The organism is Acidovorax sp. YS12 (genome assembly GCA_021496925.1).
Classification (GTDB): domain Bacteria; phylum Pseudomonadota; class Gammaproteobacteria; order Burkholderiales; family Burkholderiaceae_C; genus Paenacidovorax.
In genome coordinates this window covers 4,888,160-4,902,500 of the sequence record CP053915.1, presented here as the reverse complement: position 1 = coordinate 4,902,500, position 14,341 = coordinate 4,888,160, and the positions used below count along the sequence as shown (strand labels likewise).

The following is a 14,341-nucleotide window of genomic DNA, read 5'->3' as shown; positions in this document are numbered from 1 at the left end:
GGCTGGTCGAAATCATGGCAATAGGCACGCCCGTGACCTGGGTGATGCGCTCCAGATAATTGCGTGCGCTTTGCGGCAGTTGCTCGTACACGGTCACACCGGCCGTGGACTCGCTCCAGCCAGGCAGGGTTTCGTAGATCGGCTTGCAGCGTGCAATCTCGTCAGCCCCCATGGGCAGCAGATCGATGCGCTCGCCGTCAAGCTCATAGCCCACGCACAGCTGGAGCTCCTGCAAACCATCAAGAACGTCGAGCTTGGTGATGCACAGGCCCGACAGGCCGTTGACCTGCGCGCTGCGCTTGAGCAATGCCGCATCGAACCAGCCGCAGCGGCGGCTACGGCCCGTAGTCACCCCCTTCTCTGCACCCACAGTGCTCATGTGGTAGCCCGGCGTACCCGGCTTTTCCCATTCGAGTTCGGTCGGGAACGGACCACCGCCCACGCGTGTGCAATAGGCTTTGGTGATCCCCAGGATGTAGTGCAGCATGCCGGGGCCGACGCCCGAACCTGCGGCCGCATTGCCGGCGACGCAGTTGCTTGATGTGACATAGGGATAGGTGCCATGGTCCACGTCCAACAGCGTACCCTGCGCGCCTTCGAACAGCAGATTGCCGCCGGCCTGGTGGGCCTCATTGAGCTCACGCGAAACATCGGCCATCATGGGCTTGAGCAGTTCGGCATGGCGCATGGCCTCTTCATAGACCGGCTCGAACTGCACTGCGCCATCACGGATGTAGGGCTTGAGAGCATCACCGAAGGTGAAGCTCCCGGAGCCCAGGAACGTCTGCAACACATGGTTGTGCAGCGCCAGCAATTCGCGCAGCTTGGCGGCGAAGCGTTCAGGGTACTTGAGATCCTGCACACGCAACGCACGACGGGCGATCTTGTCTTCGTACGCCGGTCCAATGCCGCGCCCCGTGGTGCCAATTTTTTCCGCACCGCCTTGCTCGCGCACCGCTTCGCGAGCCACGTCCAACGCGGCATGGAACGGCAGAATCAGCGGGCAGGCCTCGCTGACACGCAGGCGCGAGCGCACTTCCACACCGGCCTTCTCCAAACCTTCGATTTCCTCGAACAGTTTGGCGGCGGACAGCACCACGCCATTGCCGATGTAGCACTTGACGCCGGGACGCATGATGCCGCTGGGAATCAGATGCAAAGCCGTCTTCACGCCGTTGATCACCAAGGTATGGCCCGCGTTGTGTCCTCCCTGGAAACGCACCACGCCCTGGGCACTTTCGGTAAGCCAGTCCACGAGCTTGCCCTTGCCCTCGTCACCCCACTGGGTGCCGACCACAACGACATTGCGACCTTTGTTCGTTTTCATGTCCAAATCCGGTTGACTTCTTGAATGCATCAAAGGGTGCGCACGGCCCACTGGCCAGCGGTGCACACCAACTCGCGATCGCAGCGGAACTCATCGACTCCGCTGTCATGGCCTGGCAGCACGCAGACCACGGTTTCCCCTTGGCTGCGCAAGGCAGCGATGGCCGCATTCAAGTCCGCCGCCTCGCTCCAAGGCGCACGGATGGCGGCCTTGAGGGGATGCGGCGGCACCACGGCCACCAATTGCTTGATATCGAGGCTGAACCCGGCGGCGGGACGGTTGCGCCCGAACACCGCCCCCACCTCGTCATAGCGGCCACCGCGCACCAGCGCATCGCTGGCGCCACGGGCATAAATGCCGAAGCGCATGCCACTGTAGTAGGCATACCCACGCAGGTCGGCCAAATCGAAGGTGATCGGCACATCGCCCAGGCGGGACGCAGCCGTACGCAAATTTGATAGCACCTCGCGCGCTCCAGCTATGCCTTGCAAGGCTTTTTCAGCCTCATCCAGTACTTGGATGTCACCGTACAAGGTCAACAGGGCGCGCAGGCCCTCGCGGGATGCCGCAGGAAAGTCGCGCGTAAGCGCCGCCAGTTCGCTGGCGTCCTTGCTCGCCAACGCCACATGCACGCCACGCAGCACCTCACCATCGACAGGCACGCCCGCCAGGAGACTGCGCACGATGCGCACATCCGCAAGATCGACGCTGAAATCGCGCACTCCTGCAACCCGCAGGCAATCGAGTGCCAAGCGCAGCGCCTCCAAATCTGCCTCCAGCCCCTGATGTCCATAGATTTCGGCACCGAACTGCAGCGGTTCGCGCGTGGCATGCGGGCGGTCGGGCCGGGTGTGTAGCACCGGCCCGCAATAGCACAGGCGCGTCACGGCCTGGCGATTGAGCAGGTGCGCGTCGATGCGCGCCACCTGCTGCGTGGTGTCGGCACGCAGACCGAGCGTGCGGCCGGAGAGTTGATCGACGAGTTTGAACGTCTGCAAATCCAGTGCTTCGCCCGAGCCGGTCAGCAAGGATTCAAGATGTTCGAGCATCGGCGGCATGACGAGCTCATAGCCGTAGCTGCGCGCCGCATCCAGCAGCCCGCGGCGCAGTTCTTCAATGTGCCGCGCCTCGGAAGGCAAGACATCGGCAATGTGATCCGGGAGGACCCAAGCAGACATGGGAAGAGGAGAGGCTGTTAAAAACGTGATTCTACCGGCTAGGGTCCGACCCGCCCTCGTCAGGCCGGGCAGGCCGAGGCCCTCAAGCCCAAACGAGCATCAAAAGGCCCGCCAGGATGCTGCATAGCGCAAAGAAGCGAATCTGCCCATCGCGCATCTGCGCAATCTGCAAGAACGTCCTGCGCCACAGAGCCGGTGCCACGAAGGGCATGAAGCCCTCGAACACCAGCACCAGGGCGCAGGCAAGCCAGAGGCTGTCGCTCCAATCCATGGCAGGCAGCGGGCGCCGGTTACTTGCGAGACGCAGCCGGGGCAGCTGCAGCGCTACCGCCATTGCGCATGGCTTTGAAGAACTCGGACGAAGATGGATCCACTACCATCACGTCGCTTTTCTTGTTGAAGCTTGCCTTGTAAGCATCAAGGCTGCGGTAGAACTGGGCAAACTGCGGGTCCCTGCCAAACGCCTCGGCATACACCCGTGCGGCTTCGGCATCGCCTTCACCCTTGATCTTCTGTGCATCACGGTAGGCATTCGCCACCGTGATTTCACGCTGACGGTCCGCATCGGCACGGATTTTTTCGCCTTCCGCAGCGCCCGTCGAGCGCAGCTCATTGGCAACCCGCTTGCGCTCGGCCTCCATGCGGCGATACACCGACTCGGTAATGGCCTCGACGTAATCCACGCGCGTAATGCGCACGTCCACCACATCCACCCCCCAGGGCTTGGCGCCACGAACCGCTTCGAGCACTTCCTTCTTCACATCCGCCATCAAGGCTTCGCGCTTGGTGGAAAGCAATTCACGCACCGTGCGACGGTTGATTTCTTCTTGGAAGGCGTTGCGCACCACCCGGTTGAGCTGCAGTGCACCAGCGTTCTCGTCCATGCCCACGTTGCGGATGTACTCCGAAGGCTCGGAGATACGCCAGCGGACATACCAGTCGATCACCACCCGCTGCTTCTCAGCGGTCAGCATGGGTTCGGTGTCGGAGCTGTCCAGGGTCAGCAGGCGCTTGTCGATATAGGCCACCGTCTGGAGCGGCGGGGGCAGCTTGAAGTTCAGACCTGGCTCGGTGATGACTTCCTTGATCTGCCCCAGTGCATACACCACACCGAACTGGCGCTGGTCCACCACGAAGAGCATGGAACTGGCCAGTGCCAGCGCCAGCAGAATGGTCGTAACAAAAAAACCGACTCGGTTCACAAGGCTCTCCTAACGCAGCTCGCGATCACGCGAGCGGCTGTTGTCACGGGCACGGGAATCATTGCCGAACCCCGATGGGGCGGCAGCAGGCGCAGAACTGGAAGTGGCAGGCGCGCCATCGACCGCAGCCACGGCAGGCTGTTGCGCCACGCCTTGCATGATCTTGTCCAGCGGCAGGTACAGCAGGTTCGAGCCCTGGCGCGACTCCACCAGCACCTTGGTCACGCTGCCATAGATTTGCTGCATGGCTTCAAGGTACAGACGGTCACGCGTGACCTGGGGCGCCTTCTGGTACTCTGCCAGCACGGAGCTGAAGCGCTGCCCGTCACCCTGTGCCTGGGCCACGATGCGCGCCTTGTAGGCAGCGGCCTCTTCGCCGAGGCGCGAAGCCGTACCCACGGCACGTGGCACCACGTCATTGGCATAGGCCTGGGCCTCGTTCTTGGCACGTTCGCGCTCCTGGCCCGCCTTGAGCACATCGTCAAACGCGGCCTGCACCTGCTCGGGAGGACGAACGCCGCCCTGCTGCAGATTGATGCCAACGACTTCGACACCAATCTTGTAGCGATCCAGGATGGTCTGCATCAACTGGCGCACGCGCGGCGCAATCTGGTCACGCTCCTCGGCCAGCGCCGTATCCATGCGCATCTTGCCCACGACCTCGCGCACCGCCGTTTCCGCGGCCTGCACCACGGCATCGGCCGGGTTCTTGCTCTCGAACAGCCACGCACGCGCGTCATTCAACCGGTATTGCACGGCGAACTTGATTTCGACGATGTTTTCGTCTTCCGTCAGCATGGCGGAATCACGCAGCCCGGTGCTTTTGATCACGCTGTCACGCCCCACATCGGCGGAGCGGATCTGCGTCACGAAGACGAGCTCATGTCTTTGGATCGGATAGGGCAGCCGCCAGTTGATACCGGCCCCCACGGTGGCCTTGTATTTGCCGAACTGCGTGATCACCGCCTGCTGGCCTTCCTGGACGATGAAAATGCCCGTCCCCATCCAGATGACGAAGGCGATGCCTGCGATCAGCCCCGCCCCGATGCCCGCATTGCGCATGTCTGGCTGAAAACCGCCGCCATTACCGCCACGCCCGCCGCCATTGCCGCCGCCGAACAGGCCAGACAGCTTGCGGTTAAGGTCGCGCCACAGCTCATCCAGATCGGGCGGCTGGCCACCAGGCCCTGGATTGCGCCGCCCCTGCGGGGGGCGATCCTCCGGCCGGTTGGCATCGTCCGACGCCTTGTCATCACCACGGCCCCAACGCGGATCGTTCAGATTGAACATTCCCCGGATACGCTGCGGCAGCATCGCCCAACGCGGGGCGCGAATTGGAAAAATCATGCAATGTCTCAGAGTTGTTGGATGCGGGCCATTCGGACATTCTGCCCAATCAGACCAGACCCTCCGGTAATTCAGGAGCAATGCCAGGGGTCATGCCCTGGCCCCGCTCGGCAATCACGGTCGCGGTCAATTGCTGGCGCAACGCCTGCAACCCTTCTCCCGTACGCGCACTCAGGAAAACACGCGGCACGGGCCGGCCGTCCATCTCATAGCTGTCTTGCAACTGCAACGGCCGCTGTTCCGGCGCGAGTGCATCGAGCTTGTTGAATACCAGCAGCTGGGGAATATCCACCGCATCGATTTCCGCAAGCACCTTCTGCACCTGCTGGATCTGCTCCGGGAAATGCGGATTGGCCGCATCCACCACGTGCAGCAGAAGATCTGCATCCACCGCCTCCTGCAAGGTGGCCTGGAAGGCATCGACGAGACCGTGGGGCAAATCGCGGATGAAGCCGACGGTATCCGACAGCGACACGGACCGCCCCGCATCAACCAGGTACAGCTGGCGCGTGGTCGTATCCAGCGTGGCAAAAAGCTGGTCGGCAGCGTAGGCACGCGCCTTGACCAGCGCATTGAACAGCGTGGACTTGCCTGCGTTCGTATAGCCGACCAGGGAGATATTGAAGGTGTCGCGGCGTTCGCGCTGGCGGCGCTGCGTGGAGCGTTGGCGCTTGACCTTGAGCAGACGCTCACGGGTGCGCTTGATCGCGTCCCCAATCATGCGTTTGTCCAGCTCGATCTGTGTCTCCCCGGGGCCGCCACGCATGCCAATGCCCCCCTGCTGGCGCTCCAGGTGCGACCAGCGGCGCACCAGGCGCGTGCTCAGGTACTGCAGCCGTGCCAGCTCGACCTGAAGCTTGCCTTCGTGGCTGCGCGCGCGCTGGGCAAAGATTTCCAGGATGAGCAGGGTACGGTCATAGACCGGCACTTCCAGGTGGCGCTCCAGGTTGCGCTGCTGCGCGGGGCTCAACGCCTGGTCGAACAGCACCTCGACCGCGCCATGCATCTGCACCAGCAGGCGGATTTCATCCGCCTTGCCACTGCCTACGAAAAGCGCCGCATCCGGCGCCTTGCGCTTGCAAGTCAGCCGGGCCACGGGATCCAGGCCGGCCGTCTGTGCCAGCAGGCCCAGTTCTTCGAGTTCGGCATCGAAATGGGGCAGCCCGAAGTCCACCCCGACCAAGACCACCGCAGCGCCCTTGCGCTGCGCCGAAGCATCAAAACCCACGAAAGCCCTCCTCTGGGCCCGCGTCCCCGCCACGGCGGGGGGCTGTAGTGCAATGCAAACTCAGGAGCCGCTGGCGTCGCTGTCCGCAGTGTCGGCCGTGGAGAAATTCACGGCGCGGCCAGGAACAATGGTGGAGATGGCGTGCTTGTAGACCATTTGTGTCACGGTGTTGCGCAGCAACACAACGTACTGGTCGAAGGATTCGATCTGGCCCTGCAGCTTGATGCCGTTGACCAGATAGATGGAGACCGGCACATGCTCGCGGCGCAGCGCGTTCAGGAACGGGTCTTGGAGGAGTTGGCCTTTGTTGCTCACGATATTCTCCGTGTTCAAGAATGTTGTTGTAATTCGCCACCTTACCACAGCGCATCGGCTGTTCGGGGCACAAGGGCTTTCGCCGCTATTCCTTGTCGACGAATGGATTGTGCGAGGTCTTCATCTCGATGCGCAGGGGCGTCCCCACGAGGTTGAATTCCTTGCGGAAACGCCCCTCGAGGAAGCGTTTGTAGGCATCGGTGACGAGCTCCAGCGAATTGCCGTGGATGACGATCAGCGGCGGGTTCATGCCACCCTGGTGCGCGTAGCGCATCTTCGGCCGGTAGCCGCCCACGCGCTTGGGCGTCTGGAACTGTACCGACTCCAGCAGCAGCCGGGTCAGGATGGGGGTCGGCATTTTGCAGGTGGCCGCCTTGTGCGCCTGCACGATCGAAGCCCACACAGGACCCAGCCCCTGGCGCTTCTGCGCAGAGATGAAGTGCAGGTTGGCGAATTTCAGGAACGACAGCCGCGTCTCGATCGAGCGCTCCAGCATCTGGCGCTGGTAGTCGTCCACCGCATCCCATTTGTTGACCGCGATGACCACGGCACGGCCGCTTTCGAGGATATAGCCCGCGATATGCGCGTCCTGGTCCGTCACGCCCTGGGTGGCATCGAGCAGCAGCAGCACGACGTTGGCCGACTCGATGGCCTGCAGGGTCTTCACCACCGAGAACTTCTCGATGGCCTCGAACACCCGCCCCTTGCGCCGCAGGCCTGCCGTGTCGATCAGCTCGAACTTCTGCCCCTGGCGCTCGAACGGAACGGAGATCGCATCGCGCGTCGTGCCCGGCATGTCGAACGCCACCAGGCGCTCCTCGCCCAGCCAGGTGTTGATCAGCGTGGACTTGCCGACGTTGGGACGCCCTGCAACGGCGAGCTTGACCGGACCAAGCCCCTCCTGCAGATCCCCATCGTCCTCCGGCTCAGGCAGGTTCAGCGGCTCCAGCGCCTGCTCCACCAGGCCGCGCACGCCCTGGCCATGCGCCGCGGAGACGGGGTAAACCTCGCCCAGGCCCAGCTCATAGAACTCGGACAGCTGCACGCCCGATTGCATGCCTTCCGCCTTGTTGGCCACCAACAGGCAGGGCTTGCCCAAGCGCCGCAGGTAGTTGGCGATGTCGTGGTCCTGCGCCGACACGCCCGCGCGGGCATCGACCACGAACACCACCACATCCGACTCGGCCACGGCCTGCTGGGTCTGCTTGGCCATCTCACGGAAGATGCCACTCGACGCGTCCGGCTCGAAGCCCCCCGTGTCGATGACGATGTACTCGTACTTGCCCTGGCGGCCGTTGCCGTAGTGCCGGTCGCGCGTCAGCCCGGCGAAGTCGGCCACGATGGCGTCGCGCGACTTGGTGAGGCGGTTGAACAGCGTGGACTTGCCGACGTTGGGGCGCCCAACGAGCGCAATGACAGGTTTCATGCCCTGCGACTCCCGCGCATCAATCGGGCCGGAAGCCGTAGACAGCGCCATTGCGCGTCACGACGACCAGCGTGTTGGCCGCCACCACCGGCGTGGCGGCGATGCCCGAGTTGTCGGTGGCGAAGCGGTTGAGCGGCTGCCCGTCCTCGCGCGAGAGCAAATGCACCCAGCCAGCATCGTCCCCCACCACCACCGAGCGGCCCAGCAGCAGCGGTGCCGTGAGCTTGCGGTACTGCAGGCGGTCGTACGACCAGGCGCGCGCGCCATCGGCGCGGCGCCAGGCCTGCACGAAGCCATTGCTTTCCGTGCCGAACAGCAGCGTGCCATCGCCGTCGATGCCCGTGGCACCGTTGGCCGCCTGGCTCCATTGGGTCGCGGCACGGGCCGTGTTCACGCAGCTAACGGCCGCCTGGAAGGCACGCACGCACACGCTGTCATCCACCCGGCTCACCGGCGCGACCAGTTCCACCAGGCGCTCCACGTCGTTCGTGCCCCGGGGCGTGGCGACGGGCGCTTCCCAGCGCACCGTGCCGTTGTCGGGGTTGAAGCCCACCATGCGTCCCGCCATGCCGGCCACCAGGGTGTCGCCCACGGCCATCAGGACCCCGGGCTGGCGCAGCACCAGGGGCTCGCCCTGGCGCTGCTGGCGCCACAGGCGCTGGCCCGTGGCCGCATCGTAGGCCGCCAGCGAACGATCGGCGGCCAGCACGAAAACACGTTCTCCGGCCACCAGCGGCGCCGTATAGGCCTGCGCCGTCAGCGGCCGGCGCCAGACTTCGCGGCCATCAGCCACCACGATGAGTTCATTGCTGTCCGAAACCACGGCCGCACGCTGCCCATCGCTGCCTACGCCGGCGATCAGCGGCCGCCCCAGTTGCGCACGCCATACGTCGCCCCCCGTGCGGGCATCGATAGCCGCCACCGTGCCCGCGTCGGAGGCCACGGTCACCACCGTGCCGTTGACATGCACGGCCAGCGCCAGGCGATCAACCGGACCCACCTTGGACAGCCAGGCCTGGCGCACGGCGAGCACCGGCTCCATGGTGCCCAGCTCCAGCGGCTTCGGCTTGCTGGAGCCGCCGCCCCACAGCGAGCAGCCGGACAGCAGCACGGCGGACGCCAGCGCCAGCACACCCAGCGGGCGCACCGCGCGCGCATGCAAAGCGCGGCGCATCATTTCGCGCCCCCTTGGGCAGGCGCCACGGCGGCCGGCTCGACACCCAGCGCATTGAGCTTGACTTCCACGATACGGCGGTATTCCTGGCCTTCGTCAAAGCGCCGGTAGGCCTTGTTGTACTCCTCGATGGCCTCGGCCTTCTTGCCTTGCAGGGCGTAGATGTCGCCCCGGCGGTCGGCGGCCGCTGCATCGAACTCCGGGGGAATGCCGGACGACAATTGCTTGAGCGCCTCGTCGTAGGCCTGCTGCTGCGCCAGCACGCTGGCCAGGCGCAGGCGCGCCAGCGCCTTGTGCCCGGGGTCGGACGCCTTGTCCGCCACCCAGGTAAGCGCAGCCTTGGCGCCGTCCAGGTTGCCCGCATCGGCCAGCGCCTTGCTCAACTGCAGTCCGGCCAGGCCGGCCTGCATGGTGCCCGCATAGCGCTCGCGCAAATCGCCGAAGGCCTGCTCCATGCGGGCTGGATCCTTGGCAGCGATGGCAGCGTCCACGGCATCCATCAGGGCCGAGGCCTGGAATGCCTGGCGGCTTTGCCAGTACTGGTAGCCATTCCAGGCCGCCAGGCCACCAAACACCACCAGCAGCACCGAACTGATCAGCGTGCCCCAGGCGTTCCAGAAATGCTTGAGCCGGTCAAGCTGCTCTTGTTCTTCAAGGTCGAGGTGATGTGCCATGGAATGCGTTGCGAAATTTAAGCGTTGGATTGTAGAGCGGCCGCCCATTGCGTCACGTCGGCCAGGGAGCGCTCCACCTGGGCGCCGCTGCCGTCGCGCAGGGCCTTGACGAGCACCTGGCCGCGCGCCAGTTCCTCGCCGCCGAACACCAGGGCATGGCGCGCGCCGCTGGCGTCGGCTTTCTTGAATTGCGACTTCATGCTGCCCGCGCCGTCAGCACCGCCCGCGTGCTGGATCACGCACACGCCCTGGGCGCGCAGCGCCTCCAGCGTGGCCACCACGGGCGCCAGCGGCGTGCCCGGCGGCACGACGGCATAGGCGTCGGCGGCGCTGCACGGCATGGGCAGATCGAGTTCCTGCGCCAGCAGCAGCAGGCGCTCGATGCCCAGGCCGAAGCCCACGGCGGGCGCGCTCTTGCCGCCCAGCTGCGCGATCAGGCCGTCGTAGCGGCCGCCGCCGCACACCGTGCCTTGCGAGCCGAGCTGGTCGGTCACCCACTCGAACACGGTGAGGTTGTAGTAGTCCATGCCGCGCACCAGGCGCGGGTTGATGCGGTATTGCAGCCCCACGGCATCGAGCGCGGCGCGCACGGCGCCGAAATGCGCGCGCGACTCGGCGCCGAGGAAGTCCATCAACTGCGGCGCGGCCTCGATCAGCGCCTGCATCGCCGGGTTCTTGCTGTCGAGGATGCGCAGCGGGTTGCTGTGCAGGCGCCGGCGCGCGTCTTCGTCCAGCACGGCGGCGTGCTCCTCGAAGTAGCGCACCAGCGCATCGCGGTGCGCGCGGCGCTCGGCGCTCTGGCCCAGGCTGTTGATCTCCAGGCGCACGTGCTGGCCTTCGACCAGGCCCAGCTCACGCCACAGCGCGCGCGCCACGAGGATCATTTCCGCGTCCACGTCCGGCCCGGCGAAGCCCAGCGCCTCCACGTCGAGCTGGTGGAACTGGCGGTAGCGGCCCTTTTGCGGCCGCTCGTGGCGGAACATGGGGCCGGCGGTCCACAGGCGCAGCGGGCCGTTGTAGAGCGCGTTGTGCTCGATCATGGCGCGCACAACGCCCGCCGTGCCCTCGGGGCGCAGCGTGAGCTGGTCGCCGTTCATGGCATCGGTGAAGGAATACATCTCCTTCTCCACGATGTCCGTCACTTCGCCCAGGCCGCGCACGAACAGGGCCGTGGGCTCGACCACGGGCGTCAGCAGGTACTGGTAGCCATAGCGGCCCAGCACCTTGCGCACGGCCGCCTCGAACCACTGCCAGCGCTCGGAGCTGGGCAGCTTCTCGGTGCGCGGCACGGCGGCCGGCAGGATGTCGTTCATGCCTTTGACGGCGCTGAGCTTTTGCGCTTTGCTCGGCGCGGAAGGAGGGGTGACGCTCACGGCAAGGGGTTCCCGAAGAAATATGAATATGAATGAAATTGGCCTCCAGCGCTTATCCAGCAAGCGCTAGCAGCTCCTTGAACAATAGCAACGACGATTCAGCGCGCACTGTAGCGGCGCTGCACGTACTGCTCGACGATGTCGTGAAACTCCCGCGCGATGTTGTCGCCGCGCAAGGTCATGGCCTTTTCGCCGTCGATGAACACCGGCGCCGCCGGTGCCTCGCCGGTGCCGGGCAGGCTGATGCCGATGTCGGCATGCTTGCTCTCGCCGGGGCCATTGACGATGCAGCCCATCACGGCCACCTTCATGCCCTCGACGCCGGGATAGCGTCCGCGCCACACCGGCATCTGCGCGCGCAGGTAGTCGTCGATCTGCTTGGCCAGCTCCTGGAACGTGGTGCTGGTGGTGCGCCCGCAGCCCGGGCACGCCGTGACGCTGGGCACGAACACGCGCAAGCCCAGCGCCTGCAGGATCTCGGAGGCCACCACCACCTCCTGCGTGCGCGCCTCGCCGGGCTGCGGCGTGAGCGAGACGCGGATGGTGTCGCCAATTCCCTCCTGCAGCAGGATGGACAGGGCCGTGGCCGACGCCACCGTGCCCTTGGTCGCCATGCCCGCCTCGGTCAGGCCAAGGTGCAGCGCGTAGTCGCAGCGGCGCGCCAGTTCGCGGTAGACCGAGATCAGATCCTGCACGCCGCTGACCTTGCACGACAGGATGATCTGGCTGCCATCGAGCCCAATGGCCTCGGCCTGGCGCGCGGACTCGATGGCCGAGGTGATCAGCGCCTCGTACATGACCTGGCGCCCCTCCCACGGCTGGGCGCGGCGGCTGTTGGCGTCCATCAGCTGCGCCAGCAGCTCCTGGTCCAGGCTGCCCCAGTTCACGCCGATGCGCACTGCCTTGTTCCAGCGGATTGCCGCTTCGACCATCTGGGCGAACTGCTTGTCCTTCTTGTCGCCCTTGCCGACGTTGCCTGGGTTGATGCGGTACTTGGAAAGCGCCTCGGCGCAGGCCGGAAATTCGGTCAGCAGGCGATGGCCGTTGTAGTGGAAGTCGCCCACCAGCGGCACATCCTGCCCCATGCGGTCGAGCTGCTCGCGGATGTAGGGCACGGCCTGCGCGGCCTCCGGCGTGTTCACCGTGATGCGCACGAACTCCGAGCCCGCCAGGGCCAGTTCCTTGACCTGGATGGCCGTGCCGATGGCGTCCACCGTGTCGGTGTTGGTCATCGACTGCACGCGCACCGGCGCGTCGCCGCCCACGGTCACCACGCGGCTGCCCCAGACGACCCGGGCCTGGCGCGTACGGCGCGCCCGGGGCGCCGCCACCGCGATGGGCTGCGCCTCGCTGTTCATTGCTTGCACTATTTCACCTCAAAGCGCGCGACGTTCTCGCGCGCGACTGCAGCCAGGTCGAACGGCACGCCGCGCACCACCACCTCGGTGGCGTTGGCCTTGCCCACCACCACGGCCAGCGGCGGCTTGCCCGGCGCCTGGGCCGACTCGCCGGCCCTCAGGGTGCGCTCGAACACCACCGTGCCCGAGGCATCCCGCACCTGCACCCAGGATTCCGCGTTGGCACGGAACTCCAGCACCGCCGAGGAAGCCGCCGCAACAGTCGCAGGCGCCACGCTGGCGGCCGCCATGGGCGCCACCGTCGCGTGCGATGCCGGGGCCGCTGGCGCGGCCAGCGGCAAGTCACTGGCCGGCGGCTGTGCCGGCACGGCCGGCCCCGCGTCTTGCGTGGCCTCCGCAACGGCAGCGCCCTCCCGGGACGCCTCGGCCACGGCATGCACCGGCTCCGGCGCGGGGGTGCGCGCCCAATCGAACTCCAGCATGCCGCTGGGCAGGAAATACACCGCGGCCGCCCCGGCCAGCAGCACCAGCACCGCCAGGCTCACGCCCCGCGAGGCCGCGGGCAGCCGCAAGGGCGGCGCCTTGTCCTGGGGGTCCTTGAACTTCGCATTCAGGCCGTCCTTCTCGCCCACCAGGCGCGGCGCCTGGCTCTGAGGCAACTGCCCCAGCACCGGAGCGGGATCGACCTTCAGCGTGCGGCACACACTGGACGCCAAGGCACGCGCGAACACCGCGTCGGGCAGCACGGCGAAGTCGTCGTTTTCCAGCGCCTGGAGCTTGCTGACCGGCACCTTCAGCGCACTCGCCAGCACCGCGATGTCCATGCCCGCGGCCTGGCGCGCCTGGCGCAGCAACGCACCCGCGCTGGCACCCGTCTGGCCTTCGTGGGTCGTGGTGTCATTCATCGAACGCCCTCCGCTTGTAGGCGCCGAGTTCGCGCGACTCCGGGAAACGCTTTTGCAGCTGCTCGCCCAGTTGGCGCATGGCCACGTCGCTGCCCAGGGCACGCTCGATCTTGATGCCCAGCCACAGCGACTGGGCATTCGCCAGCTCGCTGTTGTTCAAGCGCCGGATATAGAACTGCGCGCGCGTCAAATCGCCCCGGCGCTGCAGCAGCAGCGCCAGGTTGTAGGCCACGACCGGATTGCCGGGATCGAGTTCGTAGGATTTCAGCAAGGACTGCTCGGCGAGACCGGCCTGGCCCGCGGCGTCATGGCACAAACCCTGCGCCATGTAGGTCTTGCTGCGCGCGGTGTAGTTGCGCTGGGCCAGGGCACGCTCGAAGTGCTGGTCGGCCTCGGCGAATTTCTTCTGCTGGCACAGCAGCCAGCCATAGTTGTGCGCCACATCGGGATCGGAGGGGCGCAGCGCCATGGCGCGCCGGAAGCTTTCTTCGGCCAGGCCGAGGTCGTCCATGCGCATGAAGACCAGGCCGCGCAGATTGAACGCATCGGCATAGTTGGGCTCGATGGCCAGGGCGCGCCTGATCTCGTCCAGGGCCACCGTGAGCTGGCTGCGCTCGAAATAACTGGCAGCCAGCTCCAAACGGATGCGGGCGCGGCGGTGGGTTTCCGTCTCGTCGGAGGCCGTCACGATATCGGAGCCATCGCTCGAGGCGGTGCCCCCAGGCGTTGCGCAACCGGCCAGGACCGCCAGCGCCATGCCACCGGCCACAAGGCCCCAGCGGCCCCGCTGCAGCCAATCCACAACCGTTCCCATCATGCAGAGCCTCCTCGATA

General features: G+C 66.0%; 14 protein-coding genes (1 of these 14 only partly in view). All 14 read right to left on the bottom strand.

Features of this window, described 5'->3' with window-relative positions:
• On the bottom strand, positions 1–1,327 hold the 5' portion of the coding sequence (locus YS110_21945) for an adenylosuccinate synthase (protein ID UJB67233.1). Its footprint begins 50 nt before the window's first position; 1,327 of the gene's 1,377 nt are visible here — the first part of the coding sequence; the start codon lies at positions 1,325–1,327; the stop codon falls past the left edge of the window.
• 29 nt (positions 1,328–1,356) lie between these two features.
• Entirely contained in the window at positions 1,357–2,505 is a 1,149-nt protein-coding gene (locus YS110_21940) for an ATP phosphoribosyltransferase regulatory subunit (protein ID UJB67232.1), read from the bottom strand.
• An 82-nt stretch (positions 2,506–2,587) separates the two neighbouring features.
• Positions 2,588–2,776 carry a DUF2065 domain-containing protein gene (locus tag YS110_21935; GenBank protein ID UJB67231.1) on the bottom strand — a complete coding sequence of 63 codons (189 nt, stop codon included), beginning with the start codon at positions 2,774–2,776 and terminating at the stop codon, positions 2,588–2,590.
• A gap of 19 nt (positions 2,777–2,795) precedes the next feature.
• Entirely contained in the window at positions 2,796–3,707 is a 912-nt protein-coding gene (gene hflC, locus YS110_21930; GenBank protein UJB67230.1) for a protease modulator HflC, read from the bottom strand.
• 9 nt (positions 3,708–3,716) lie between these two features.
• Positions 3,717–5,054, bottom strand: coding sequence for an FtsH protease activity modulator HflK (gene hflK, locus YS110_21925; protein UJB67229.1), 1,338 nt, complete (start codon positions 5,052–5,054; stop codon positions 3,717–3,719).
• Positions 5,055–5,103: 49 nt separating this feature from the next.
• On the bottom strand, positions 5,104–6,282 hold the full coding sequence (gene hflX, locus YS110_21920; protein UJB67228.1) for a GTPase HflX: 1,179 nt from the start codon (positions 6,280–6,282) through the stop codon (positions 5,104–5,106).
• 60 nt (positions 6,283–6,342) lie between these two features.
• Positions 6,343–6,615: an RNA chaperone Hfq gene (gene hfq / locus YS110_21915; GenBank protein UJB67227.1), complete on the bottom strand. Its 273-nt coding sequence runs from the start codon at positions 6,613–6,615 to the stop codon at positions 6,343–6,345.
• Between the two features lie 67 nt (positions 6,616–6,682).
• On the bottom strand, positions 6,683–8,023 hold the full coding sequence (der, locus tag YS110_21910; GenBank protein ID UJB67226.1) for a ribosome biogenesis GTPase Der: 1,341 nt from the start codon (positions 8,021–8,023) through the stop codon (positions 6,683–6,685).
• Positions 8,024–8,042: 19 nt separating this feature from the next.
• Positions 8,043–9,197 carry an outer membrane protein assembly factor BamB gene (bamB, locus tag YS110_21905; GenBank protein ID UJB67563.1) on the bottom strand — a complete coding sequence of 385 codons (1,155 nt, stop codon included), beginning with the start codon at positions 9,195–9,197 and terminating at the stop codon, positions 8,043–8,045.
• A complete protein-coding gene (locus YS110_21900) occupies positions 9,197–9,871 on the bottom strand; it encodes a tetratricopeptide repeat protein (GenBank protein UJB67225.1) in 675 nt (224 codons plus the stop codon). Before YS110_21900 ends, bamB begins: the two co-directional genes overlap by 1 nt.
• Positions 9,872–9,888: 17 nt before the next feature.
• Positions 9,889–11,244, bottom strand: coding sequence for a histidine--tRNA ligase (gene hisS, locus YS110_21895; protein ID UJB67224.1), 1,356 nt, complete (start codon positions 11,242–11,244; stop codon positions 9,889–9,891).
• Between the two features lie 98 nt (positions 11,245–11,342).
• Entirely contained in the window at positions 11,343–12,602 is a 1,260-nt protein-coding gene (gene ispG, locus YS110_21890) for a flavodoxin-dependent (E)-4-hydroxy-3-methylbut-2-enyl-diphosphate synthase (GenBank protein ID UJB67562.1), read from the bottom strand.
• An 8-nt stretch (positions 12,603–12,610) separates the two neighbouring features.
• Positions 12,611–13,507, bottom strand: a complete 897-nt coding sequence (locus YS110_21885) for a helix-turn-helix domain-containing protein (protein ID UJB67223.1) — start codon at positions 13,505–13,507, stop codon at positions 12,611–12,613.
• A complete protein-coding gene (pilW, locus tag YS110_21880; protein ID UJB67222.1) occupies positions 13,500–14,324 on the bottom strand; it encodes a type IV pilus biogenesis/stability protein PilW in 825 nt (274 codons plus the stop codon). Before pilW ends, YS110_21885 begins: the two co-directional genes overlap by 8 nt.
• Between the last annotated feature and the right edge of the window lie 17 nt (positions 14,325–14,341).